Source organism: Desulfobacula sp., assembly GCF_014237455.1.
In the GTDB taxonomy this organism is placed as follows: domain Bacteria; phylum Desulfobacterota; class Desulfobacteria; order Desulfobacterales; family Desulfobacteraceae; genus Desulfobacula.
Genome location: NZ_JABZFL010000111.1, coordinates 96,106 through 119,611 on the forward strand (window position 1 = coordinate 96,106; position 23,506 = coordinate 119,611).

Annotated in this window: 14 protein-coding genes and 1 pseudogene; 10 read left to right on the forward strand and 5 right to left on the reverse strand. The window is 43.9% G+C overall.

Annotated elements, in window-relative coordinates; all coding sequences use genetic code 11:
- Nucleotides 1–164: 164 nt before the first annotated feature.
- Both HGJ91_RS16255 and HGJ91_RS16260 read left to right on the forward strand, forming a co-directional pair.
- Nucleotides 165–2,207, forward strand: coding sequence for a transporter substrate-binding domain-containing protein (locus HGJ91_RS16255; protein ID WP_291348897.1), 2,043 nt, complete (start codon nt 165–167; stop codon nt 2,205–2,207).
- Between the two features lie 7 nt (nt 2,208–2,214).
- A complete protein-coding gene (locus HGJ91_RS16260; protein WP_291348898.1) occupies nt 2,215–3,573 on the forward strand; it encodes a sigma-54 dependent transcriptional regulator in 1,359 nt (452 codons plus the stop codon).
- A gap of 26 nt (nt 3,574–3,599) precedes the next feature.
- Here the strand turns inward: HGJ91_RS16260 and HGJ91_RS16265 are convergent, their stop codons facing one another.
- Nucleotides 3,600–4,532 (reverse strand): hypothetical protein, encoded by a 933-nt coding sequence (locus HGJ91_RS16265; protein WP_291348899.1) that lies wholly within the window; start codon nt 4,530–4,532, stop codon nt 3,600–3,602.
- Between the two features lie 247 nt (nt 4,533–4,779).
- Between HGJ91_RS16265 and HGJ91_RS16270 the strand changes: the two genes are divergently transcribed.
- The 7 genes from HGJ91_RS16270 to HGJ91_RS16300 all read left to right on the forward strand — a co-directional run bounded on the left by HGJ91_RS16270 (nt 4,780) and on the right by HGJ91_RS16300 (nt 17,295).
- Nucleotides 4,780–6,231, forward strand: coding sequence for a trimethylamine methyltransferase family protein (locus HGJ91_RS16270; RefSeq protein WP_291348900.1), 1,452 nt, complete (start codon nt 4,780–4,782; stop codon nt 6,229–6,231).
- A 64-nt stretch (nt 6,232–6,295) separates the two neighbouring features.
- Nucleotides 6,296–6,928 (forward strand): B12-binding domain-containing protein, encoded by a 633-nt coding sequence (locus tag HGJ91_RS16275; protein ID WP_291348901.1) that lies wholly within the window; start codon nt 6,296–6,298, stop codon nt 6,926–6,928.
- 15 nt (nt 6,929–6,943) lie between these two features.
- Nucleotides 6,944–7,744, forward strand: coding sequence for a dihydropteroate synthase (locus tag HGJ91_RS16280; protein ID WP_291348902.1), 801 nt, complete (start codon nt 6,944–6,946; stop codon nt 7,742–7,744).
- A gap of 144 nt (nt 7,745–7,888) precedes the next feature.
- The gene (locus tag HGJ91_RS16285) at nt 7,889–12,427 is read left to right on the forward strand and encodes an SIS domain-containing protein (protein ID WP_291348903.1); all 4,539 of its coding nucleotides are present in this window, start codon (nt 7,889–7,891) and stop codon (nt 12,425–12,427) included.
- 229 nt (nt 12,428–12,656) lie between these two features.
- Nucleotides 12,657–14,474, forward strand: coding sequence for an aldehyde ferredoxin oxidoreductase family protein (locus HGJ91_RS16290; protein ID WP_291348904.1), 1,818 nt, complete (start codon nt 12,657–12,659; stop codon nt 14,472–14,474).
- Nucleotides 14,475–14,505: 31 nt separating this feature from the next.
- Complete coding sequence (locus HGJ91_RS16295; RefSeq protein WP_291348905.1) at nt 14,506–15,987, forward strand: trimethylamine methyltransferase family protein; 1,482 nt, start codon at nt 14,506–14,508, stop codon at nt 15,985–15,987.
- On the forward strand, nt 15,988–17,295 hold the full coding sequence (locus HGJ91_RS16300; RefSeq protein ID WP_291348906.1) for an FAD-binding oxidoreductase: 1,308 nt from the start codon (nt 15,988–15,990) through the stop codon (nt 17,293–17,295).
- A gap of 19 nt (nt 17,296–17,314) precedes the next feature.
- On the opposite strand, the gene HGJ91_RS16305 is transcribed toward HGJ91_RS16300, so the two are convergent.
- The 4 genes from HGJ91_RS16305 to HGJ91_RS16320 all read right to left on the reverse strand — a co-directional run bounded on the left by HGJ91_RS16305 (nt 17,315) and on the right by HGJ91_RS16320 (nt 23,059).
- On the reverse strand, nt 17,315–19,417 hold the full coding sequence (locus HGJ91_RS16305) for an ABC transporter ATP-binding protein (RefSeq protein WP_291348907.1): 2,103 nt from the start codon (nt 19,415–19,417) through the stop codon (nt 17,315–17,317).
- A 15-nt stretch (nt 19,418–19,432) separates the two neighbouring features.
- Nucleotides 19,433–20,326 (reverse strand): ABC transporter permease, encoded by an 894-nt coding sequence (locus tag HGJ91_RS16310; protein WP_291348908.1) that lies wholly within the window; start codon nt 20,324–20,326, stop codon nt 19,433–19,435.
- A 12-nt stretch (nt 20,327–20,338) separates the two neighbouring features.
- Nucleotides 20,339–21,274: an ABC transporter permease gene (locus HGJ91_RS16315; RefSeq protein WP_291348909.1), complete on the reverse strand. Its 936-nt coding sequence runs from the start codon at nt 21,272–21,274 to the stop codon at nt 20,339–20,341.
- A 78-nt stretch (nt 21,275–21,352) separates the two neighbouring features.
- Nucleotides 21,353–23,059: an ABC transporter substrate-binding protein gene (locus tag HGJ91_RS16320; RefSeq protein ID WP_291348910.1), complete on the reverse strand. Its 1,707-nt coding sequence runs from the start codon at nt 23,057–23,059 to the stop codon at nt 21,353–21,355.
- Between the two features lie 280 nt (nt 23,060–23,339).
- Between HGJ91_RS16320 and HGJ91_RS16325 the strand changes: the two are divergent.
- A pseudogene (locus HGJ91_RS16325) lies at nt 23,340–23,506 on the forward strand (transposase); the annotation flags it as partial.

Consider the following 23,506-nt stretch of genomic DNA (forward strand, 5'->3'; position numbering starts at 1 on the left):
CTCCATACATACTTAAAAACAATGACCTTGCATATAATTGTTGCTTGATAACGGATCTGTCTTGTATATTGCAAGTGCCGATTTCAGCACACTTAGAGCATGGCATGTGTTTGTTTTGGCACAGGCAGAAGATAGGATAATAACAACAAATCAGAGGCTTGAGGATGTTTCAACCCGGGAAATATACCAGTAATACTATTAGAAGTAACGGGTATGGAACTTGCTATACCTTAATAAATATCATGGATAATAAAAGATTCAAAATTTATCAATGCCTGGGGATGTTATTCTTTTGCCTTTTCCTTGTTCTTAAGCCCGGAACAGGTTTTGGTAATGATTCAAAGGTGCTTTGTGTCGGCGTGCCAACCGGATTCCCTCCATTTTCTTTCAAGGGAAAAGGAGAGTATCGTGTTCGGGGTTATGCTGTTGATGTTATCACAACCATCAGTGATATGAACCATAGAAATGTACGATTTCTGGTGGGTGATCCGGAAGATTTATTGGCCGCACTCCGTTTTGGAGAAATTGATGTTGTCAGTGGTATAGTGTTGTCGGAAAAATTAAAGCAGGATTTTGATTTTCTTGAACTCAATGTTTTTGTAAAGCGGTTTTTTTATGTTAAAAAAACAAAAATTGATTCGATAAAACAAGAAGACCTTCCGGGCAAAACAGTTGTGGTGGCAAGGGGGCAGCCGTATATGGATTTGGGCCTGGACTGGCAGGGGTTGACTATTGTCCAGGCAAGAAACTTGCTGGAAGCCTTACAGATGCTGAATAGCAACCATGCACAGATTATGATCGGGACGTCAGAAAGGGTGGTCAACTATCTGGTTGAGAAACACGGGCTGACCGATATCCACCAGGTCGGGGTGACCATGGGGCGCCTCCCTCTGGCCATTATTGTTTCTAAAGGTAATACCAAGCTTTTAAAACAATTGAGTGTCGGGCTTGGAATGGCCATCAGTGACGGAAGGCTTGGAAAAGTTGAAGCAAAGTGGTTCAGCAGCAGAGACTGGGCTTTTGTCTGGTCACAATATAGAATATATCTATTAGGCGGCGCATTTTTTTTACTCATACTTATGATAGGCTTCATCATATGGAACTATATGCTTAAATCTCAAGTTGCCCGTATCACCCGGGATCTACACATATCGGAACAGCGTTACAGGGAACTTATCGAATCCTCACCAGATATGGTTTTTTTAATCAATCCACAAGGATATATACACTTGGCCAACAACACGGCCTATGAAAAGCTTCCCGTTGACCGTGATTGTGAAAAAAAACTTCACATGGAGTCTATTGTTGATCCGCCCTGCATTCAAGCGATGACGGATTTTCTTAAAATGCTGTTCAAAACCGGTTATGGTTCCAATGAAACAAGACTTATATCTTACGATTTCCGATTAATTCGTGTCGAAATGATTGCTGCAACTATTAGACTTGGGAGCGAGGGTGAACAGCTCGCCTGTTGTTTTGCCCGTGACATCACGGAGCGAAAACGGCTGGAGGCGGAACTGGTCCAGAGTGAGAAGCTTGCTATTATAGGGAAAATGTCAGCATGCCTGGCACATGAAATCAATAATCCCATAGGCATTGTACTGGCCCACACCGAAGATATCATCAGTGGGGAACTGGACCTGGAAGAAGTCAACGAAAGCCTGCATTCAATACAGAGAAATGCCATACGGGCAGGACAAATTACCGAAAGTCTTCTGACCCAGGCATCTTTTAAAGATAATGCCTTTAAAAACCTGGATCTCGCTGATGTGTTAGAAGTGTGCATCCATTTTATTAAGCCGAAATTAAAGAATATTTCAATTCATAAAAACCTTTCATCCTGCCAATATTTTGTACATGGAGATGAAATCAGCTTGCAACAGGCTTTTATCAATCTCCTGCTTAACGCAATTGAAAGTATTCCAGGCACCGGAGGTCAAATCAATGTTCAAATAGAACATAAAGCCATTGAAGGACATTTCTTTGTTGAGGCCTGGATAAAAGATACCGGTAAAGGAATTGTAAACAAAGATATCAAAAGAATATTTGATCCTTTTTTTACAAACGGCAAGCACCGCGGATTTGGAATCGGGCTTTTTGTTGCTTATCACATTATCAAAAAACATGGGGGGGAAATTATTCCCATATCTGTTGAAAAGGCCGGAACTGTCATGCATGTGAGGTTGCCAGCAGCCAAAAAGGAGTAAGTCGCAAATGGTGGAAAAAATTCTCATAGTTGAAGATGAACTGGAAATGTTACAGTTTCTGGAACGTTATTATTCCAGGAAGGCGTATAAAATAACGGCGGTTGATTCTACTGAAAAAGCATGGGCAGCCCTTTGTGAAACAGAATACGATCTGGTTATTTCCGATATGGCTTTTGATGGAATGAGTGGTATTGATCTGCTGAAAAGAATCAGAGAGGTTGACAAGGATTTGCCATTTATCATTATTACCGGACAAGGGTCTATAGAAAGTGCGGTTGAAGCAATAAAAATCGGAGCCTTTCACTATGTTACAAAGCCGTTTAAACCTAAGGAACTTGAAATTATTGCCGGTCGTGCCATTGAGTTTGGAAAAATTCATAAAAAATTTGAACGGATCCACAGGGAAGAAGCAGAACGTGAAAATCAATCAGTGGTTTTCGGCAATAACCGCCAGATAAAAGAAGTCATGCAGGTAATCGACAAAATATCTGCTTCTCAGGCACCCATCATTATAGAAGGTGAAACCGGTACAGGTAAGTCTGTCTTTGCACATCATATTCATCAGATCAGTGACCGGAGCAATGGTCCTTTTGTTACCATTGACTGTGGAGCGCTTTCTGAAAATTTACTGGAAAGTGAGTTGTTCGGCCATGTTAAAGGTGCGTTTACAGGAGCTGTCAGGGCGAAACGGGGATTGTTTGAAGATGCTTGCGAAGGGACGGTTTTTCTCGATGAAATCGGTGAGATGACATTAGCGACCCAGGTGAAACTGCTTAGGGCATTACAGGAATTTGAAATCAAACCCGTTGGAGGAAACCAGAGCATTAAAATTGATGTCAGGGTTATTTCTGCCACAAACCGTAATCTTCAAGAAAAGATTGCTAAAGGAACTTTTCGTGAGGATTTGTATTACCGTCTTGCTGTCATCCCTTTATATCTGCCTCCTCTTCGTCAGCGTCCCGAAGATATTCTATTATTTGTCGGTCATTTCGTGCAAAAATTTAATAAACGACATAACCAGAAGATTGTCAAGATCGAGCCAAGAGTTCTTCAGGCATTCAAGGAATCTCCATGGAAAGGCAATATACGGGAATTAAAAAATGTTATTGAGCGGGCAGTCCTTCTTGCTGAATCCCAGGTGATAACATATGATTGCCTGAATCCAACATCATATCAAAACGTTGTGGGAAAAATTGAAATTCCTGAAGAACCGGTTTCCCTGAAAGAGACCCTGGAAATAACTGAAAAAAAAGCCATTCAAACCGCCCTTGCCATTGCAAATGAAAACCGGTCAAAGGCAGCAGATATTCTTGGAATCGGCCGTCGCACCCTTTATACAAAAATGGCTTACTATCGTATCGAGTAAGGTGTTAATTGGTGTAATTTTTTTTGTTAGTATTTTACAAGCCCAAAGTATTTTCTGAGTTTTCCCCGGAGTTTCCGAAAGGGATTGGAAAATATTTTCGCATAACTTTCAATGGTGGTCATGGCTTTTTCCGGCTCAAACACATCCTGGAAAACAAGGTGTTTGTATTTGGTGATCCATATATAGAAGTCTGTTTCCGTCCGGTGGGGAAACCGGGATATGATTCCGTTTTTCCGGATTAAATCCTTCATGGGCGAATAAATATTGTCAAACCAGGATATTGCCGCTTCTTCAATATTGATGTCTTTTTTTTCTTTTTTTGCGAGGTAAAACCTGTGTCGCTGTATATGTTCCATGAGGATAGGATAACCCCCCAGAACAGTCAGATGAAGTTGCGGGTTTCTTGTTTTTTTCAATCCGGTTTCTTTTAAAAACCGGTGATATGTTTCAAGAATGGCAATCTGCTCTATGTCTGTTTTGTCGTCAAGGGAAAGATCACAGTTATATTCAAATACGTTTGCCTCAATCGCGACCTGATTTTTTGCTTTTGCCACCGATACCCTGTGGTGGCCGTCTTTAACAAAATAGGCGTTGCACACCTTGTATAGCTCAACAGGCGGGAGATCTCTGCCGGATTCGACAGCCGTTTCTATTAGTTTCCATCTGTTCCTTAAATTTTCGTCCAAAGGAAGAAAATGCCTAGTAAAATTTCTATAGCGGCCCTGGCTGCCGACGATTGAATCCAGTGGCACAGATTTTAACCCCAAGGCTCTTACATGCCAGAGTTCGAGTTTTTCTTTGACATCATCAAAGGGAAGGAGACGTCTGGATTTTCTGAGCAGCAGATCTTTGAGTTCCTGAATAAACGCTTTTGAGATTGCCTTTGAAAAAGCGATATCCGATTTGTATTTTGATGCTGCCTCTTTATTGGTTTTATCACTAGTGATAAGTGGTTCCATGGCTTTGCTGCAAAAGTGTACGTAATAAATTTCAATTGAATTGTATTTTATACTAATCATATAAGAAACAAAAGTCAACATGTCTTCCGTTTGTTTTTATTGATTAAAAACTTTGATGGGTTTTGTTACATTTTTCTTGACAGATAATAACTGCCATGTCATTTAAACAATGAATCGGAACAAAATTCAGGCAAGAAAAAAATATTTTGGTTTGTCTGGAAAACAAAATTACTTAAAGGAGATCGGAATGAATTTAATGGGCTTACAGGACGGGCAGTATCGCCCCCTGTCACCGGAACAGATAGAAACAGTGCATGAAGCTTCCCTGAAGATTCTTGAAAAAACAGGAATTACGTATGAACAGGGTCTGGAAGATACTGTTCAACTGCTTGAAGACAACGGTGCTGCCATTGACAGGGATAAAAAAAATATTAAATTTTCAAAGGATATGATTGCTGAACAGGTGGCAAGAGCCCCTGAAAAAGTCGTCCTTTGCGGCCAGAACCCGAAGAACGATCTTCACCTGACCGAAAATCGAGTCCATCTGGGGACAGGGGGTGCTGCCATAAAGATTCTGGACCCGAAAACAGGTAAAGTCAGATCCACAACCCTCAAAGATCTCTATGATGTATCACGGCTTGTGGATCAACTGGATAATATTCATTTCCTGGTAAGGCCCTGCATTGCCACAGACATTGATAAGGCAGACTATGATATCAATATGTTTTATGCATGCCTTGCAGCATCTTCAAAACATGTCATGGCCGGAGTGAATGATGAACAGGGGCTGCACAATGTCATTGAAATGGCATCCATGATTGCCGGTGGCCCGGATAAGCTTGCCGAAAAACCTTTTATCTCCGTGATTACTTCCTTTGCCATCAGCCCGTTAAAACTGTGCACCCAGTCCACCCATATCATGCAGGAAGCAAACCGCAACCGCATCCCTGTTGCACTTTCCAGCGCACCCATGGCCGGGTCAACTTCTCCTCTGACCATGGCAGGCACCCTGGCCCAGCTTCATGCGGAACAGCTCGCCGGCATCACCATATGTCAGTTAACCCGTCCGGGGGCACCCCTGCTTTATGGCGGAATACCGGGCATGGCAAACCTTAAAACCATGGGATACTCAGGCGGTGCTGTGGAATGCGGCATGATGAATGCATCCATCCATCAATTATCAAATCATATAAAAGTACCCAATTACAATTCAGCAGGACTTTCAGATTCCAAGGTTCCGGATGCCCAGGCCGGGTATGAAAAAGCGTTTACTGTACTGCTTGCATCCATGGGCGGCGCAAATTATATCCATCACAGTGCCGGCATGCTTGAATCCATGCTCACCATTGCCCATGAGCAGTTTGTCATTGATGATGAAATTATCGGAAACGCCTGCAAGGTTCTCAAAGGCATTGATATTGATGCAGAACATCTTGCCCTTGAAGTGATCGACTCAGTAGGACCTGGAGGGAATTTCATGACCTCTCCCCATACCATGGCCCATATGAGAAAAGAATACTATAACGGCAATGGCGTGACCGACAGGAAAAGTCGTGAAAAATGGGAACAAGACGGCAGCCTTGATATCAGGCAAAGGGCACTTGCCATGGCCAAAAAATTGCTTGCAGGTCCTAAGCCGTCTCATATCCCTGAAGAGATTGACAAGGAAATAAAAGAAAAATTTAACATATTATTATAGTGCCGGAATAAAAACATGAGTGCGATGTAATCGTTCGGATACTATTTAAAAAAAGGAAACAGGCATGACTGATTTTAATGAAATAAAAGAGACACTGGTTAACCTTGATGAGCAACGCCTGATTGAACTGGTGAATGAGGCGCTGGAAAAAGATATCCCTCCCGGTGATATCCTCAATAAAGGATTGATTGCCGGCATGGATATTGTCGGCGAAAAAATGGAAAATGAGGATATGTTCATTCCGGAAGTGCTGATGGCTGCCAAGGCTATGAGTAAAGGAGTTGAGATCCTGAAACCCCTTCTGAGCGATAAAGAGACACAGACCCGGGGAAGTGTGATCATCGGTACTGTTAAAGGGGATCTTCATGATATTGGAAAAAATCTTGTGGCCATGATGATGGAAAGTGCCGGTCTGACCGTCCATAACCTGGGTGTGGATATTGCTCCTGAAGAATTTGTGCGAATGATCAAGGAAAAAAATGCGGGCATACTCTGCCTTTCAGCACTTTTAACCACCACCATGCCAATGATGAAACAGACCATTGATGCCGTGGTTGAAAGCGGATTGAGAGACCAGGTTAAAATCATGGTGGGGGGCGCACCGGTCACCCAGGCCTTTGCCGATGATATCGGAGCCGATGCCTTTGCATCTGATGCAGGATCTGCTGCAAAAAGCGCCAAAGCGCTGGTTGCTTAATAAAGGGGGAAACAGATGTTTCAAGTAATCGGGGAAAGGATAAATACATCCAGAAAAAAGGTCCAGGCTGCAGTCGCAGATCGTAATGCAGCATATATTGAGGAAGATGTTAAAAAACAGCAGGCGGCAGGTGCTGATTTTATTGATGTTAATGCCGGTGCCAGAATAGGGCATGAAAAAGAGGATATGAAATGGCTTCTGGATACGATAGGGCCTATAGCTACAGTGCCGCTCTGCCTGGACAGTCCTGACCCGGCTATTCTTGAAATGGCCTATGGCATGGTTGACAAACCCCCCATGATCAACTCCATAAGCCTTGAAAAAGACCGGTTTGACACCATGATGCCTTTTTTAAAAGGAAAAGAATGTAAAATTATTGCCCTCTGCATGGATGACAGCGGTATGCCGGCATCGGCTGATGATATTGTTGCAAGAACCGTGGAACTGGTTACCAGGCTTGAATCCATTGGAATGAAACAGGATGCCGTTTACATTGATCCCCTTGTTCAGCCCATTAGCACGGATTCAGTAAAAGGCACCATGGTTCTGGATGCAGTAAGGCAGATTAAAAACCAGTACCCTGATGTCCATATTACAGGCGGGCTTTCTAATATTTCATATGGTCTGCCGGAAAGGAAGATCATCAACCGGACCTTTGTGACGTTGATGATGGATGCTGGCATGGATTCGGCCATTATTGATCCTTTGGATGCCAAAATCATGGCTGTCATAAGAACCGCAGACATGCTTCTTGGCAATGATAACTTTTGCATGTCCTATCTTAAAGGGGTCCGTTCCGGCATGATCAAATCCTGACAGATGGAGATAAGAAGATGAGCAAAAAAAAGGATGGTCTAACACCTGAAAATATCCTTCAGATCCGAGTGTTTGCCTTTATTTGATTTATGTATTAAATAATTCAAACAGGCATTAAAAATAACAAAAAGGGAAGTATCTGATATGTGCGGTATTGTTGTGTATTACGGGGATGCTGAAAACAGGTTGACACGGGTGTTTACCGGGATGTGGGCCATTGTTTACAGGGCACCTGACAGCACAGGAATCGGTCTGATCGGAAGTGATCTGGAGCCTCTCAAGATCCGACGGGAGTTAGGATCTGTCGACGGTCTCATTGACCGGCTCATTAAGTCTCCTGTATTTGACGAGAGTGAACTCCGGGTGGTTTCAGTCATGGATGATGCTTTTCACAGCTATTCGGATTTCATGGTTCAAAATCAGGAAAAACTTCTTGCATTTGAGGGCTTTTTACCAAAAAAACGTTTCATTGATAAACCGGAAAACAAATCCTTTTTAAGATGGTCAGCGTTAACAGACATTAAAAATATTCTACAGGTGGAGCCGGGAACCGCAGGAAATCCTGAAATTCAGGAATATTTTAAAATAGGCTCCCCTAAACAATTCAAGGTCACCATCAACCGTCTGGTCATGGACTTTGATCTTCCCCTGCCCATTGCTAAAAAATTCATGCTTACAGGGTTTGAGACCCTGATTCGCAGTAAACGGGAAAATGGGTCGGCACCAGTTAATGAAAATGATCTTGTCTATGAGTTCCAGCAGATATTTGATAGCTATGCCTATGATGAAGACCCAGGTCGACCTGTGCGAGCCACTTATAAATTTGGTCCAAAAAATCCCTATGCAAGAAAATATGTCTGGCAGTATCTCAAGGACGTGGTTGTCACACTGCCGCCGGATTATACCATGGACGGCATTGCCAATCTTTTCAGGAGCATTGACAGTTCTGTTCTGGCTAACAGCATCCATACCCCTGAAATGGATGACAGGATACAGTTAATATTTGAGAATTTCTGGGGTGTGAATAAAACCACGCCTCCTGTTTACTGGCGAACCCTGTACCGGACAGAGCGGATCTATAATGTGTACGGAATTGCAGCTGCCTCTGCTCTGGCTTATTTCCAGATAGATGTTTATATGAAAAAAATGTTAAAAACCGGCAAGAAAAACAATCTGCCGCCAGGCCACATCCCGGGTCGTACGCATCCTTTATTGCTTAAATATATGGTTCAGCCGGTAATTGGTCAGGGCAGGTGGGCAATACAGTCGTCTACCTCTGTTCGTAATGCCCATCCTTTTATAGATGAAAAAAAATTAAGGGCTGTGGTGTTAAACGGACAATTCAGTACTGATATTGAATCCAGGGTCAGGGAGTATCTGACCCAGGTAACAAAGATGAATTTGAGAAGTGATAACTCAACCGAATTGTTTGTTATGCTCTGGGGACATTATTTTGATACGGCTTATATGGCAAGCCAGCGGTATGAGGTGATCGAAAAACAACATCGTCTTGGTCTTGAGGATGTTTCCGTGTGCAGCCAGTCTGTTGATTATGGTATTTTTACAAAACTGAGTAACAAGACAAAGCATGATATTGACGAAATGTCATTTATTCAGGCAATGGAAACCATGATCAGGTCAGGGGGGCAATTTGCCGTTTCCGGGATCAGCATGGTATCCACTGACCGGCTTTTTGTAGCTGCCCATAAACGACCGGTGTATATTGTCAAACGGCAGGATACATCGGATTTCATGGTGGTGTCTGATATAAATGCCGCCCTGGGACTTTTCCCCCAGACTCTGATTCAGTCCACCAGCATTAAATTGCGGAAATTAATGAATACGTATTCCAAAAAATCGGTGATAGTTGAGCCAGATTTTTTTGATGATGAGTCCGACAGCCGGGAGTCATGGTTCAGACGGGAAAAAATGGCTCTTCTGGCACCATTCCAGGTGGAGATCTATGCTTTGGATCAGGAACGAGTGTTTGCTAAAATTCAGACAAATGCCGGTACAAACAATGTGCTGCGGGAACTTACAATCATGGATTTCTCAGGAAAGGTTAAAACCGATATCCGGCCAGACCATATCTTTCTGACTCCCATTACCTTTAAAAAAGATTTCGGCAGGACTTTTTATGAAGAACATTTGTTTGAAATACCAGGGTTGCTTACGGATGTGCTGGATCGGTATTCTCCTGACCACCACATACCAGTATTTGACATCAGAGAACGCCTCTTAAAAAAACGATTTGGAGATGGTTTTGCTTCCTTGAATCGGATCATTCTGGTCAGCACGGGTTTTAGTTATCTTTTGACTGAGGTGGTTGAAAAAACCATGGAGCGGTTTTTTACCGGGATTAATATTATCGTAGCCACCCCTCTGGAAATCGACATGGTGGAAAAATCCATTAATCCTGACGGGGATCTGGTGATAATGGTATCATGGTCAGGTACCACTTCGGATATGGTTGCTTTTGCATCCCATCTTTTGACCCGGAATGTCCTCATGGTCGGGGTTACTGAAAAACCGTTTTCCGACCTGGCACTCATCACCAGAAAAAGTGCGGGTGTTATACCCGTGCTCAGCGGAGAAGAAGTGACTGTAGCTCCGCTTAAAAGTTCTATATGCATGCTTTTGGTTCTGGAACTTTTTTGCATTCATATTTCTGTGTTAACCTCGGATGATACAAAAAAGGCAGCTGATTTTTGTGAGGAAATAAACCAAATTCCAGAAAAAATTAATGCCATGTTAACAGATGAAAAAGTAGTTACCTTCTGCCAGGAGGTTGCAAAAAAGACCCAAAATACAAATATCCATTATATTGTTGATGCTCTTCATGATGTCGGATCTGCTGAAATAGGGGCATCGAACCTCGAACTGAATGCCTGGACATCCATGGGAAATGCTGTTGATTATTCTGAGATGGATGCATTCATTCACACCCCTCTGGCAGACAATGACCTGATTCTTGTGAGCGCTACCAATGCCAAACGGCTGACCCAGGGAGTCGATTTCATGAAAGGTCTTTATGAAAATAGAAAACGTTTTTTTGCAATGAGTTATAAAAACAGGGAGAAAAAAGAGATTCAAAAATATGCTGACCAGGCCGTGTTTCTGCCCAAGGTGTCAGATTATTTTCAGCCGTTCATTGATATTACATTCATGTTTTTGTTTGGATTTTATTTCGGGTTGGCACGGGGCAGGCTGTCTGGTCAGATGCCCAGAAATATGACCAAATCCGTGACTGCAGGTCGGGCAAAGAGCAGCATTGACTGGTCTGTCTCAGATGTTGTGGATGACATTGCTGTTAAAAATAAAGCAGGGGATGGTCTGCCTGCCGACCTATTGACCCCGGTAGACAGACCCTGCTGGATCGATCTTGCCGGTAATGATCTGGAAAAACTATATTATACGGATTTAATCAGGCTAAGCGCTGCCTTCCATGATCCAGAGCCCTTTTCAACTTTCTTTTCAACCCAGGCAGGTGCGCGCCTTGAGGCCGTATCAACCCTTATATTCAAGTATCTGACAGATGATGGGATCATCATTTTTGTGCCAATGGACAAGCAGGCTGAAGCTGGGTGTAGAAATTTTTCCCGGTTGTGGGAATTCTGTTTTGATCTTCCCCTTCAGGTGGAATTTCCTGAAAAAATAAAAGGGATCAGCACAGAGGACAGCCTGGTGATAGTTGTGGCTTCAGAACCATCGGATAAAGATTTATTGTCAATGGTATGCCGATATTCCCATAAAAATCTGCTCTGGATTGGTCCTGAAAACGGAAAAGTGGGGTTTCAGACATTTTCAAATTCTTTTGGAGCTTATTTTTTTAATAATCCGGATCTTTTATGTAAATACGAGCATGTCTATTATGCCCTGTCCCTGTTTTTTTCAACACTCATGAAGTACAAACACCCCATGCGCGCCAGGATATTCCTTGATCATTTCAAGCTTTTTTTGCCGACTGTGAATACTATCCTCGGGGATAAAGGATTCAGGCAGACAATTCAGGATATGCTAAAAGAAAATCAGACCTATAAAAAAGGACTTTTCATCACCAGCCTGAAAGGAAACAGTATCTCATGGAAGAACAAATTCCGTACTCATAAAATTCGGGGGCTTGAAAGTGAAACCTTTGGTGTCAGTGCCTATTCTCACCTGGTTATGGTGGATCCTCTGGTGGAAGGAAAGTATGTAAAGCTGGAACCCAGACATATTATGGTCAAAACCTGTTCTGAACAGGATGTTTATGCATGGGAAAAGCGGTATCTGGGCGGTGCAGATGTAGATGATTTTTTACAGGAATTCTCCATGCCCTTTCATCCTGAGTCGGTTCTGCCGTTTATGATTGATAACCAATGGTATCTGCCGGTATTAAAGTCGGATTATGACACAGATCAAGACTGCCTTGTCATTATTGATGCTACCAGTGAAAAATATTTTGACTCAGCACTGGACGAGCTGGCCACATTCGGCAGCCGATATGCACGACTTGTTATTATCACCCAGAAAGGCTTTACCACTGATGCACGGCTTGCTACCCTGAAAAAATATCCCTTGAGCAATATCATCCTTGTCCCGGGGATGACAGATCCGAACGGTAATTCTCAGGTACTCTCGGATTATATTCTTCCTGTGGTGATTAGTATTATTGGTTCAGCCATGAAGTTCCTTGACCAATGACCAGGCAATCCTTTTAGTTTTCGCTGCCAATGTCCGGACATCCGGTTAGCAGGCAGAAAGGGTTTTTTTATAAAAATCGGGTTTCCGCTGGCTGGCGTTGACATACAAGAATACACAAAAATTTTTCACCGAATAATGAGTTTGTAAATTTTTGCTGAATTCAAATGTAGATAAAAGACAGGCCATTATAACATACAGTCTGGAGATGAATGGAGACAGGAAGGTGGGTTTGACAAAACAATTTGGACAATTGCTCAATGTAGATTTAAGTTCAAGTCAGTGCTATCTTTCAGCATTCCCTGAAACTGTATTGGAGTATATCGGAGGGCGCGGATTTAATATCTGGTACCTCTATCATCATCTTGCTTCCGGAACAGATCCTCTGGCCCCTGAGAACATGCTGCTGATATCCTGCGGCCTTTTTACAGGGTCATCTGCTCCGACCTCATCAAGGCTGCACATCAATGCCCTGTCTCCTTTGACCGGGATATTAGGCAGTTCAAATATTGGGGGGTATGCAGGCGCCTGGCTCAGGTCCTGTAACATTGCCTCCATCATCATCACGGGGAAATCGCAAAAACCAGCCACCCTTTATATTGATTCCAGTGGTGCCCGTCTTGAGGAAGCATCTCATCTCTGGGGGCATGATGCCTTTGAAACCCAGGAGATTATCAAACAATCCCATAATAATAATAAATTAAGGATTTTGACCATCGGGCCTGGAGGAGAAAGCAGGGTCAGGTTTGCCACAATTATGAGCGAACGGGACCATGCTGCCGGCAGAACCGGGATGGGATCGGTTATGGGATCAAAGAATCTTAAAGCCATTGTGATTTCCAAAGGAAGCCATAAACACTTTCCTGCTGCCACACCCTTGCAGAAAAAGGCTGTTAAAGCCTATACGTCTGAAATAAAAGAATCATCTGAATTCAATTTTTTCTCAAAATACGGCGGTGCAGGATATGTTAAATGGGTGAATGACTTTGGGATCATGGGCAGCAAAAATTATAGCAGAATCGGGGTCAAGCACATTGAAAAAATAGATTGCAGGCAACTTGAGAAAAATATTGTCCGGTCCAGTGGCTGCTTTCGATGTCCTGTGCAGTGCAAGGCCGATCTTAAGTTAGAGGGAATGGGAAAAAATGAGGGCTTCACACGGCCTGAGTTTGAACCGGTTATCAACCTGGGGCCGAAATGCGGTCTTAATGATCTGAATCAGATCATTAAGCTGGATAATCTCTGTAACCGCCTGGGAGTGGATTCCACATCAGCCGCCAGTGTTATTGCCTTTGCCATGGATCTTTTTGAAAAAAAATTATTACCCGACAATTTGGTTGGAGATCTCGATCTTTCCTGGGGTAATGCCACCACTATGGAAAAATTACTTTACCAGATGGTTGAAGGCAAAGGGCTTGGCAAAATTTTAAGTCTTGGCGTCAGAAAGGCGGCTGAACTCATCGGCAATGGCGCATCTAAATATGCTGTCCATATCAAGGGGCTGGAACTGACCGCCTATCATCCGGCAGCCATTATGGGTACTGCCCTTGGATATGCTGTATCAAGCCGGGGTGGTGATTATAATAATGTTTATGCATCCCTTGAATACAGCTGGACTAAAGAAGAGGCAGAAAAAGAGTTTGGAACTAAAGAAGCAGTTAATATTAAATCCATTTGCGCAAAAGGGCTGTTGATAAAAAAAGCCGTTACCACCAATATCATTGTTGATTGTCTGGGCCTTTGCAAGGTACCGGTTTTATCTCTTTTAAGATCCTTTAACTTTGAAAATGAAGTAAGACTCATCAATGGGTTGACGGATTTAAACGTTTCAGAAAAAGATTTTTTTAGGGTAGGGACAAAAATTGCAGCCCTTGAGAAACTTTTTAATATCCGGCATGAAAAAGGAGATAGTGAAGACAAACTTCCTGAAATGTTTATCAACAAAGACAATAGTCAGGGATTAACCCTGCAAAATTTTGAAGTCATGTTACAGGAGTACTACACTGCCATGGGGTGGGACGAAAATGGAACTCCTCCTGAACCGGCATAGAAAATGAATTTTATATATTGGAGGGGAAAAAATGATTCAGTCTTCAAACATTCAAACAAGATCCGTTGGTATGAAGATTCTCACGGATGACCAGATTTGGGAAATAAAACAGGCCGCTTTTGATATTATTGAAAGGATCGGTTTTAAATGCCGGCACAAAGAAGTTCATAAAATGATGAAACAGGCCGGTGCATGGGTCAAGGACAATAATATCAAAATTCCAAGGCATATTGTTGAAGAATGTCTGGTCACAACCCCCAATGGCTGGACAATATATGACCGGAACGGCAGGCGGGCAATGGAAGTGGAAGGTGAAAAAAGCCATTATGGCACATCCACTGCCAGTCCCTTTACACGGGATGCATTTACCGGTGAAATCCGGAATACCAGTATCAAGGATATCGAACTGGGTGCAAAAGTGGCGGACTACCTGGATGGCATTGATTTTGTCATGCCCATGGGAACGGCTCAGGATGTACCGGCAAATGCTGCCGAAGTTCATGAATTCTCCGCCATGGTTTCCAACACGACAAAACCGGCTGTTTTTATCGGATATACCGCTCTTGGCATTGAGTATGTTTACGAGATGGCGGCCGTGATTGCAGGGGGACAGGAAAATTTAAGCCAGAAACCATTTATTATTCTCTATCCAGAGGCTATAGCACCGTTTTTTTTCCCCGATGAAGTCATAGAGCGTATTTTTATTGCAGCCGATCGGTTTATGCCACAGTTGCCGGGTTCCACTGTCCAGGCAGGTGCCACAGGCCCCGTTACACTGGCAGGAGTTATCACTCAGATCACGGCAGAAGCACTTATCCATATCACCATTGCCCAGTTGCGGAAAAAAGGATGTCCTGTCGCCATGAGCGGCAATGTCGGTATTCTTGACATGCGAACAGCACTCATGACAATGGGGGCACCTGAAAATAGTCTGGCCATTGCTGCCCAGGCAGAAGTCGCATTGTCCTTTAATCTGCCGACCTGGGGCTTAGCGGGTGCAACTGATTCAAAAATGCTGGATGCCCAGGCAGGCATTGAAAGTGCTTTTTCAATATTGAGCCAGGGGCTTTCCGGCCTGAACCTGATCCATGATGTCGGTTATATGGCCTCGGGCATGGCCTGTTCCCTTGAACAACTGGTCATGGGTAATGAGGTTGTCGGTATGACCAAGCGGTTTGTAGAAGGTATTTCAGTAACCCGGGAAACCATTGCAAGGCAGATTATAGAAGATGTGGGACCAGGGGGGCATTTTCTCGTACAGCAGCATACCATGGATCATTTTAAAAAAGAACTGTGGAATGCCAAACTTATGAATCGCCAGACCATTGATGTCTGGAATGATGCAGGCAAACCCTCAATGGAAGACAGAGTGAAAGAAGAAGTCAGGATGATCTCAGAAACACACAAATCAGAACCTTTAAGCGATAAGATCTTATCGGAACTGGACCGGTTGAAAAGAGAAGGCGAAAAGGAGATTCTTGCGAAATTAAAAAAGGATAATGGAGAGAAATAAATGGCCCCAAAAGAATATGATGCCATTATCATTGGTGCAGGTATTATTGGCAATTGTATTGCCTATGAACTGGCCCTTAAAGGGTTCAAAACATTAAATGTGGATAAACTTGGCGGCTCCGGATTCGGATCTACATCCGGCAGCTGTGCTATCATCAGGTTGTATTACTCCTCTCCGGAAGGGGTTGCCCTTGCCCGGGAAGGGTATTATTACTGGCTTGACTGGCCCCGGTATTTAAATATCATGGACCCCGATGGCATGGCCTATTATAAAAATACCGGCGCCATGGTGTTTAAATCCAAGGTCAACAACAATCTGGTAAAGGTTATGAAATCCCTTGATAAACTGGGTGTTGGATATCTTGAACTTTCCCCGGAGGATATGGAAAAGTATCTTCCCAGCCCGGACCTGCGTGCTTATCATCCGCAAAAGCTGATGGATGACCCGGAATTTGGAAAACCTACTGGTGATAGTATCAACGGAGCTGTCTTTGTGCCTGAATCAGGCTATGTGAGTGATCCCAAGCTTTCCACTCATAATGTGGAAATGGCAGCAAGAAATGTGGGATCGGATTTTATGTTCAATACTCAAGTTGTGGATATTTTAAAAAAGGACAACAGGGCAGCCGGTGTGGCCCTGAAAGACGGCAGCAAAATTTACGCCCCAGTGGTGGTCAATGTGGCAGGCCCCCATTCATACCTCATCAACCAAATGGCGGGTGTCGAAGATCAAATGAATATCAAAACGAAGGCGTTGAGAGTTGAAGTGGCCCATGTGCCAAGCCCTGAAGGTGTGGACTGGGAGAAAACAGGAATTATAACGTCTGACAGTGATCTCGGTGTCTATACCCGGCCTGAAATCGGCAATCATTTTTTGATCGGCAGTGAAGAACCAGAATGTGATCCTTTGGACTATGTTGATCCTGATAATTACAATACTGATTTTACAGACCAGATAAGAACTCAGGCTCTGCGGGAAGCCATGCGGATTCCAGATCTGCCCATCCCCAACAAGAATCAGGGCCTGGTGGATCTCTATGATGTTTCAGATGACTGGTACCCCGTTTATGATAAATCCAGTCTGCCGGGATTCTATCTGGCCATCGGCACCAGTGGTAATCAGTATAAAAATGCCCCGGCAGTGGGTTCATTTATGTCAGAACTCATCCAATATTGCGAAAAAGGCAACGATCATGATACAGATCCCTTGCACTATCAGATGAAGTATATCAATCATAAACTGAACATCGGTTTTTTCAGCCGGAACCGTGAAATCAACAAGGATTCGAGTTTTTCAGTTATTGGATAAGAAGAGCGAATACTTTCCTTTATTTTGCATGAATACGTTCTGATTCATCCGGTACTATGATAACCGGCTTTATCTTACTCAATTCTTCAATGGGGATATGACATTTGATGACGTGGCGGTCACTCACCACCTGATCCTGCGGCGGTTCATTATCACAAATATCACCAATTTTTCGATGGCACCGGGTACAGAACGGGCATCCTTTTGGGGGATTTATTGCACTGGGCAGATTGCCTTCCAGAACGATTCTCCGTTTGGTTATTTCCGGATCAGCAATGGGAACGGCTGATAATAGAGCCTCTGTATAAGGATGATAGGGTGGAGCAAAAATTTGTTCTGTTGTGCCTCTCTCAAGGAGATGTCCCAGATACATGACAACAATACGATCTGACAGATAGCGGACAACACTCATATCATGACTGATAAAAAGCAGCGTGGTTTTATGCTCGCGCTGGATATCCATCAAAAGCTCTGTCACAGCTGCTGCCACAGATACATCCAATGCAGACACCGGCTCATCACAAATTACCAGATTCGGGTTCCCGGCAAATGCCCTGGCAATACCGATACGCTGCTTCTGCCCACCGGATAACTGCCGGGGTTTTCTGAAATAAAAATCTCTGGGCAGTTTGATGGTATCCAGCAAGGTCATCACACGGTCAAAAACTTTCTTTTTATCGGTCTCAATACCAAATTGCCTGATAACCCGTGATATCTGTCCACCAATGGTATGGCTGGGGTTCAATGTGTCAAAGGGATTTTGAAAAACCATCTGTAGAGAACGGATCTGTTTCGTGGAACGGTCCCGGACCTCTATATCTGAAATATCTTTGCCTTTATGGCGTATCTCTCCTTCGGTTCCTGTCTCCAGCCCCATGAGAACTTTGGCAAAGGTTGATTTGCCACAGCCGGATTCACCGACAATAGCAACAGTTTCACTTTCATGGGCTGTAAAGTTCAGCTCTTCATTTGCCTTGACATGACGAACACTTTTCCCGGCAATCAAAGCCATCAACGAAGCATCTTTTACCTCGTAGTATTTTTTCATACCATCAACATTAAGGACCCGTTTGCCGATCTCAAGAGATTCCTTGGCGGTATCACCCGAGGCCTCTTTTGTATGGTCAATATCTTTATATCGCAAGCAGCGGACACGATGATCCGGTGCACTGCCTTCTACATTTTCCATTCTAAAATGATCTTTATCACACAATCCTTGCTCGAAATGATCGCAGCGGGGACCAAAATAACACCCGGAAGGCCGTTCAAAAGGCAGGGGCAGCTGTCCTTGGATCGGCTTAAGAGGAGCTGCATTCTTATCTGTCGTGGGCAGGGGGATACATGAAAAAAGGCCGTGGGTGTAGGGGTGTTTTGGCCAGGTAAAAAGAGAATTTATGGTTCCTTCTTCTACCACTTCGCCGGAATACATCACAAAAACCCGATCACAGGTTTCTAAAATCAACCCTAGATTGTGGGAGATATATATCTGGGAGGTGCCGAATTTTTTGCTGATATCTGCAATTAACTTAACAATTCCAGCTTCCACGGTAACGTCCAGGGCAGTGGTTGGCTCGTCTAACAATAACAAAGACGGATTGGACAAAAGCCCCATGGCAATAACGGCCCGTTGCTGCTGTCCGCCGGATAACTGATGAGGATAAGATTCCATAACCCGTTCAGGATCGGGCAGGTTGACATCCGTCAGCATTTGTACAGATCTCTTACGTGCTTCTTCCTTAGAAATGTTTTCATGTGCCAGGGGTACTTCCATGAGCTGGGTGCTGATTTTAAGGCTTGGATTTAAAGATGCAAACGGCTCCTGATAGATCATCGATATCTCTGATCCTCTTATGCTTCGCAACTCATCTTCGTTTAAAGTGGTTAAATCACGGCCTTTGAAGGTTATGGATCCGCTTTTAATACCGCCGTTGGCACCCATGTATTGCATGATCGCCATGGCAACTGTGGATTTGCCACAGCCTGATTCCCCGACAATACCGATGGTCTCGCCCGGCTTAACCGTCAAGGAAAAATCAACTACGGCAGGTATCTCTCCGGCTCGTGTATAATATGAAATACACAAATCTTTACAAAGCAGTACAGGGTCCTGGTTGTCAGTCATTTTTTTTGTTACTCCCTAATCACGTAATGAAATTTCACGCAACCCGTCCGCCAATAGATTAAACCCTAAGATCAATGAAGATATTGCAATACAGGGAAACAGGGTCATATGTGGAAAAACCATTGCCATTTGACGTGTTTCATTTACCATCCCGCCCCAGTCAGGATCTGGTGGCGGCAGACCAAGACCTAAGAAACCGAGAACACCAATGGTAATAATTACATAACCCAGACGCAGACAGGCATCTACAATCAGCGGGCCTCTTGCATTGGGTAGAATTTCAACCAGCATGATTCTCCAGTCACTTTCACCCCGGGTCTGGGCGGCTGCCACATAGTCACGATTACGAAGGTCCAGTACAAGCCCCCGCACAATACGCATGATCCCCGGAGAGGAAGCAAAGGTAATGGCAATAACAATATTGAATCCTGACGCGCCAATGGTTGCAATTACGATGATGTAGAGTACCAGTACGGGGAAGGATAAAATAATATCTGAAATACGGGACAGGATATCATCCACCAGACCACCGCGATATCCAGCCATGAGCCCCATCAAAATACCTACAGTATAGGCGCTCAAGGTTGCAAGGGGCGCATAGATCAGCACAGTGCGTGATCCCCAGACAATACGGGACAGGATATCTCTGCCCATGTGGTCAGTGCCCAGCCAGAATGTACTGCCCGAAGCTGCCACTGCTCCTGGTTTGGCAAAGGGCTGAATAGATGCATTGGGATCAAATTGTGCTATCAATGGAGCAAAGACAGCGACAATCACCCAGAACAGAACCAGAACAGCGCCGATCATTCCAACCCAGCTTTCCCGCAGGAGTCCAAAAGATTTTATGAAACGCAAAATCGCTGCGCCATAGCCTACAGAGGGCATTTGAGTAGTCGATTCAGTCGTCATTCTTAAGTCTCCTTAGCTGAAACGTATGCGGGGGTTAAGAAAGGTATAGCCGATATCCGCTATAGTTTGGGAACTTACCGCTACAACAACCGCCACCATTGCACAGGCTTCTAAAAGTGCGATATCATTGTTCAGAGAAGCCTCTAAGAGCAGTGCTCCAAATCCTTTATAGGCAAAGAAAAATTCAACAACAATAACCCCGGACAACAGCCAGTTGATTTGCAGCATAATGACGGTGAAAGGGGCGATTAATGCATTGCGCAACGCATGCCTTATAATAACCTGTCTGTAAGGAAGACCTTTTAATACAGCCGATCTTACGTACTGAGAGGTCATGACTTCTGCCATTGATGCCCGGGTCATACGGGCAACATAGCCAAAATCGTAAACCACCAGTACCATTGCAGGAAGGAGCAGTTGTTTGAATTCAAACCCGTCTGACATGGAGCTTGTTCCCGGCAGCCACTTTAAACCAAAGACAAAAAGGGCTGAAAAAAATACAGCGCTGGCAAATTCCGGTACGGATGTGGTTAAAATGCCAAAAACGGATATGGTTCGATCCAGCAGGGAACCCTCCTTCATTCCTGACAAGATGCCCAAGGTTAACGACAAGGGGATCATGATGGCAAAAGTCCAGAAGCCTAAAATGGCTGTGTTCCATAACCGTGGTAAAAGCACGTCTTTTACCGGGCCTTTGTAGCGAATGGACGTTCCAAGGTTGCCTGTGGCAAAATTACCCAGCCATTTTGCATAGCGTACTATAACCGGCTGGTTATACCCCTGCTGGTCCCGCCAAATCTCTTTTTGCTCATCACTGGCAAAATTACCCAGAACACGGGTGGCAGGATCACCGGTAAGACCTGTTTCCAGGAGTAAAAAAAGAATAATGGACACGACAATCATGGTGAAAATCATGAAACCGATGCGCTTTAACAGCAGCAATATCATTTTGACTCCTTAGGTATAGTTGTGGTTCTGGTAAGGGGTATGGTGAACCCCTTACCAGACATTACATAGAGTGATAATTTAGGCCAGCGAAACCTTGTGAAAGCGATAGTACCTGACCGGATCCATTTCAAAACCGACCACACGGTCCGAGACTGCTGTGAAAACAGACCGGAAAAAGGGTTGAACCATGACAGCATCACCCTGGAGGATTTTTTCAACCTTCTCCATCTTGACACGGCGTGCTTCAACATTCAATGTAGCTTCTGCTTCGTTCAATGCAGCATCAAAGGCGGGATTGTTATAACTGGATTCATTCCAGGGAACACCGGCCCGATAGGCCAGACCCAGTACCATGACGGCCAGAGGACGATGGGTCCAGGAGGTCAGACTCAAGGGTGCCTTTGTCCAGACATCCCAGTATTGCGCCGTTGGCATGACATTCATTTTAATGTTGATTCCTGCTTTGGCGCAGTCTTCCTTGAGTACTGCAACGGAGTTCTGCTCCCAGGTGCCATCGGTATTGCCTACGTTGCAGGTGAGTTCAATGCCGTCCGGGTATCCGGCTTCTGCCAGCAGTTTTTTGGCTCCGGCAATGTCCTGTTTAAACTCGGGCAGCTTAAAATAGTCAGGATGGATACTTGCCACATGATGATGTTCTGCCTCAATCCCCAATCCCTGATGAGCGATCTCAAGCTGTCGTTTGGTATCACAGCATTTCTGTACTGCCTTGCGAACTCGGATATCGGTAAAGGGTTCCTTGTTGACCTTCATACGGATCACACCGGTCTGTGTGGAGGGGATTGACACTACATTAATCCCAGGGATATTTTTGGCAGCTTCAAGGGTCGTCAAGCCAAGGTTGTAATTTGCATCCACCTGTCCTGATGCAATGGCGGCAAGATATGCCCCGGCATCCTCACCCAGATCAATGATGCGGATCTCATCAAGGAAAACTTCTCCGCCCCAATAGGGTGCATTACGTTTTTTCAGTACAGCAATCTCACCCACTTTAAACTCAGAAAGCGTGTAAGGGCCAGTACCTACAGGGTTTTTAGTCAAGTCTCCCCCGTCTTTTTCAAAATCGCGGTGAACAATGGCAGTAGGGTAATTGTAAAGGTTTTCAGGAATGGACAGAACCGGTGACTTCAGATTAAGGCGTACCGTATGATCATCAACTTTTTCAACGGCATTTTTAATCATGCGCTTGATGGGATTTCCCTTTTTATCTTTTTCGCCGGAATCTTCTATCATGGCGTTGAACAGGCCCAGGTTGGATGAACCGGTTTTGGGATCCAGCCATCGTGTAAAATTGAAGACCACATCATCTGCAATAAAGTCATCGCCATTTGACCATTTAACCCCTTTACGAAGATGAAAAATCCATGTTTTCAGGTCGTCAGATGCTTCCCAGCTCTTGGCAAGCCCCGGCCGGGTGACATTGTCCGGTCCGGTAATAACCATATATTCAACGACATGCCGGCCGACAACAGACTTCTGGGTCCATGACCATGTTGCCGGATCCGCCATTTCCTGTACCTGCATGCCAAATTTCAGGACCCCGCCTTTTTTCTGACCTGCATGGGCAGTTGAAATCAGATCAGGCAGGATATCTTTTCCAAGGATGCTGCTTGCAAGGCTGTAAGCAGTGGTAGCAGATATGCCTAGTAAGGTTGTTGTTCGTAAAAATTCTCGGCGGGAACATTTTCCTTCTGTGAGGCTTTTTTTCATTTCCTCAACACCGGGATGCACTCTTTTAGTTGATGCGTTGTCTTTTTTTGTGGTCATGATTTTAATTCCTCCTCAAAAGTATAAAGTTGTTAAAAATAAAACACTTACTAATAATCAAAAGATAAAATTTATAACCACTGCGGTGATTAAAAATTGGTTATATTTCTTCACGCCCTGGAGACGAATCTTACAGGATTCATCTTTTTGGTTTGATTGGTTCACACTTTTTTAATTTATTAAAGATTTTAGGTGAAAGTCAAGGAATTAAAAATCAAATACATTGTTCAGCATCAAATACAGGAACCAGAAGTTTTTTTATTAACCCGGCAAAACTCCTGCTATCCGAATTCATCCCAGATGTAAAAGGGTTAACTTGATTTCTACTGTCACAAACCAGGGTAAAGTTCGGTTCATGGTATATGATAACAAGATGAATTCTCAAACTTTGATCAAATTCATGGGACGGTTGATTAAAGACTCTAAGAAAAAAGTATTTTTAATTCT

What these genes read in the sequence shown, in the direction of transcription:
- HGJ91_RS16270 (WP_291348900.1), top strand. Translation starts at nt 4,780, where the DNA reads ATGAATTTAATGGGCTTACAGGACGGGCAGTATCGCCCCCTGTCACCG.
- HGJ91_RS16300 (WP_291348906.1), top strand. Translation starts at nt 15,988, where the DNA reads ATGGCCCCAAAAGAATATGATGCCATTATCATTGGTGCAGGTATTATT.
- HGJ91_RS16315 (WP_291348909.1), bottom strand. Translation starts at nt 21,274, where the DNA reads ATGATATTGCTGCTGTTAAAGCGCATCGGTTTCATGATTTTCACCATG.
- HGJ91_RS16265 (WP_291348899.1), bottom strand. Translation starts at nt 4,532, where the DNA reads ATGGAACCACTTATCACTAGTGATAAAACCAATAAAGAGGCAGCATCA.
- HGJ91_RS16295 (WP_291348905.1), top strand. Translation starts at nt 14,506, where the DNA reads ATGATTCAGTCTTCAAACATTCAAACAAGATCCGTTGGTATGAAGATT.
- HGJ91_RS16310 (WP_291348908.1), bottom strand. Translation starts at nt 20,326, where the DNA reads ATGACGACTGAATCGACTACTCAAATGCCCTCTGTAGGCTATGGCGCA.
- HGJ91_RS16285 (WP_291348903.1), top strand. Translation starts at nt 7,889, where the DNA reads ATGTGCGGTATTGTTGTGTATTACGGGGATGCTGAAAACAGGTTGACA.
- HGJ91_RS16260 (WP_291348898.1), top strand. Translation starts at nt 2,215, where the DNA reads ATGGTGGAAAAAATTCTCATAGTTGAAGATGAACTGGAAATGTTACAG.
- HGJ91_RS16280 (WP_291348902.1), top strand. Translation starts at nt 6,944, where the DNA reads ATGTTTCAAGTAATCGGGGAAAGGATAAATACATCCAGAAAAAAGGTC.
- HGJ91_RS16320 (WP_291348910.1), bottom strand. Translation starts at nt 23,059, where the DNA reads ATGACCACAAAAAAAGACAACGCATCAACTAAAAGAGTGCATCCCGGT.
- HGJ91_RS16305 (WP_291348907.1), bottom strand. Translation starts at nt 19,417, where the DNA reads ATGACTGACAACCAGGACCCTGTACTGCTTTGTAAAGATTTGTGTATT.
- HGJ91_RS16255 (WP_291348897.1), top strand. Translation starts at nt 165, where the DNA reads ATGTTTCAACCCGGGAAATATACCAGTAATACTATTAGAAGTAACGGG.
- HGJ91_RS16275 (WP_291348901.1), top strand. Translation starts at nt 6,296, where the DNA reads ATGACTGATTTTAATGAAATAAAAGAGACACTGGTTAACCTTGATGAG.